This window comes from Corynebacterium sp. (genome assembly GCF_030535495.1).
Classification (GTDB): domain Bacteria; phylum Actinomycetota; class Actinomycetes; order Mycobacteriales; family Mycobacteriaceae; genus Corynebacterium.
In genome coordinates this window covers 1-2,173 of record NZ_JAUNRW010000177.1, presented here as the reverse complement: position 1 = coordinate 2,173, position 2,173 = coordinate 1, and the positions used below count along the sequence as shown (strand labels likewise).

Sequence of the window (2,173 nt, the reverse complement as noted above, 5' to 3'; positions counted from 1 at the left end):
GAGCTGTGCGCCATTCTCCCACACTGTGCGCCCTCCGCGCTCAGCGGACGCCGGGGCGGGCGCGATTCAGTCGTCGCCGAAGAAGGCGGGGTCGTACCTGACCAGTCCGGCCGGCACCGAACCCGCGAGTGGGAGCGCCTGGAAGTACCCGGCGGCCTCGGGCGGCAGCCCCTCCATGCCCAGCTCCGGGTGGTGGGCGAATCGGAAGCGCGCGTAATAGTCCGGGTCGCCCAGGAGGACGCAGCCGGCCGCGCCCCGGGATCGGAGCTCGTCGATCGCCGAGGTCATGAGGCGCGCCCCGATCCCCTCTCGTCGGCGGTCCTCCCGCACCGAGAGCGGGCCCAGGCCGAACCAGCCCTCGGGGCCGGGGTCGCCGTCGGGCTCGCCCTCCCCGGGGAGGATCCGGACCGGCGAGGCGGCGACGTGCCCGACCACGGCGTCGCCGCCGGCAGCACCCCCCTCGACGGCCACGAGGGACACCGTGAGCCGGCCGCGACGCCGGAGTCGTGCGACGACGAGGTGCTCGGTCCCGTCCGCGTGCGCAGCGGTGGTGAAGGCGTCCCGGACCAGCTCGCCGATCGCGTCCGCCTCACCGGCGGCCTCAGGTCGGATGTCCACGCCGGACACGCTACTCCGGGGTGGTTCTCCCCTACCTCCGCTCACCCGGCGGTGCCCGCAGATGCGACAGCGCCCGCCGACCAGAGGGCCGGCGGGCGCTGGACGTGCGGGGTCAGAGGTTCGGGAACCAGAGGGCGATCTCGCGGGCGGCCGACTCCTCGGAGTCCGAGCCGTGGACGAGGTTGAACTGGGTCTCCAGGCCGAAGTCGCCGCGGATGGAGCCCGGGGCGGCCTTCTCGACGGGATCGGTGCCGCCGGCGAGCTGGCGCCACGCGGCGATCGCGCGCGGGCCCTCGAGGACGCCCGCCACGACGGGGCCGGAGGTGATGAACTCGAGCAGGTCGCCGTAGAACGGACGCTCCTTGTGCTCGGCGTAGTGCTCGGCCGCGGTCTCCTGCGGCGTCTGCCGCATGTCCATGGCCACGATCGTCAGGCCCTTGGCCTCGATGCGGGACAGGATGGTGCCGGTCAGGCCGCGCTGGACGCCGTCGGGCTTGATGAGGAAGAAGGTTCTCTCGGTCACGTCTTACGACTGTACCGTCGTACCCCCGATCTACCCTGACGCACGTGATGAATCGGTACGGAAGCCCTGGTGACGACTCGACCACCCAGGCCCCGACTTGCCTCTTGCACTCATGACTGACGCGGGCTCACTTCGCTTCGATCCATGGGAGCTGATCGATGTCAGCTCGTGGCCGATCCTCGGAACGGAGCCGAGCGGATCCGAAGGGGCACAGTGGCTGAAAGACGCAGATGATCACCACTGGCTACACAAGAACGTAGAGATCAAGGACGTTAACCGCCAGGGAGAAGACTGGGCTGAAGTCACGTCCACTGCAGTCGCCAACATTCTCGGGGTACCCGTTGCCCGGACCCGTCTCTGCCGCCGGGACGGCGTCGACGGATCACTCTCCCTGTCCATCCGACCCGAACGATTCGATCTCTGGAGCGGCGGCACGATTCTCCTCGACGCCTTTCCTGACTGCGGCTATGTTCCAGGAGAAAAGGCGCGGAATGGAGTGACCAGGCCCGGCCACAGCCTCCAGCGAATCAGAGAAGCGCTGCGATTCACGACCTCGACGGAGAGTGCGCCGGCGGCGTGCGCTGACGGCTTCGACTGCTTCGTCGGATACCTCCTCCTCGACGCAATCGTGGCCAACCGAGACCGCCATGAGGAGAACTGGGCCCTACTCGTCCCCAGGATCGGGGACAGCGCACCGTCGCTCGCGCCGTCATTCGACCACGGATCCGCCCTGGGATTCGGACTCACTGATGACAAGCGCATGTTCTTGCTTGAAGACGAGCAGCGATTGAGGAAATGGGTAAAGAAAGGAACTGCCTGGCGGTTCGAACACACCGGGCGACCCCCGACTCTCGTCGATTTCGCCGTCGACGCACTGAGGCATGCGAACGAATCCGCACAGGACCACTGGCACACTGTGATCAGAAATGCAGCTCTCGATCAGATAAGAGAGGACCTCTCGCAACTCACTGACGATGTCGTGATGCTCCTATGTGTTGTCAAGCGGCGTTGAGCCATTGGCGGTAGGTGTTG

At 67.4% G+C, this 2,173-nt stretch carries 3 protein-coding genes; 1 reads left to right on the top strand and 2 read right to left on the bottom strand.

Annotation, left to right across the window (positions count from 1 at the left end):
• Positions 1-66: 66 nt before the first annotated feature.
• On the bottom strand, positions 67-618 hold the full coding sequence (locus tag Q4F73_RS12320; RefSeq protein WP_303359631.1) for a GNAT family N-acetyltransferase: 552 nt from the start codon (positions 616-618) through the stop codon (positions 67-69).
• Positions 619-730: 112 nt separating this feature from the next.
• A complete protein-coding gene (ndk, locus tag Q4F73_RS12315) occupies positions 731-1,141 on the bottom strand; it encodes a nucleoside-diphosphate kinase (protein WP_303359630.1) in 411 nt (136 codons plus the stop codon).
• Between the two features lie 112 nt (positions 1,142-1,253).
• Here ndk and Q4F73_RS12310 point away from each other — a divergent pair, with 112 nt between their 5' ends.
• Positions 1,254-2,153 carry a HipA domain-containing protein gene (locus tag Q4F73_RS12310; RefSeq protein ID WP_303359629.1) on the top strand — a complete coding sequence of 300 codons (900 nt, stop codon included), beginning with the start codon at positions 1,254-1,256 and terminating at the stop codon, positions 2,151-2,153.
• Positions 2,154-2,173: the final 20 nt, after the last annotated feature.

Coding starts and splice junctions, on each gene's coding strand:
- Q4F73_RS12310 (WP_303359629.1), top strand. CDS start 1,254: ATGACTGACGCGGGCTCACTTCGCTTCGATCCATGGGAGCTGATCGAT.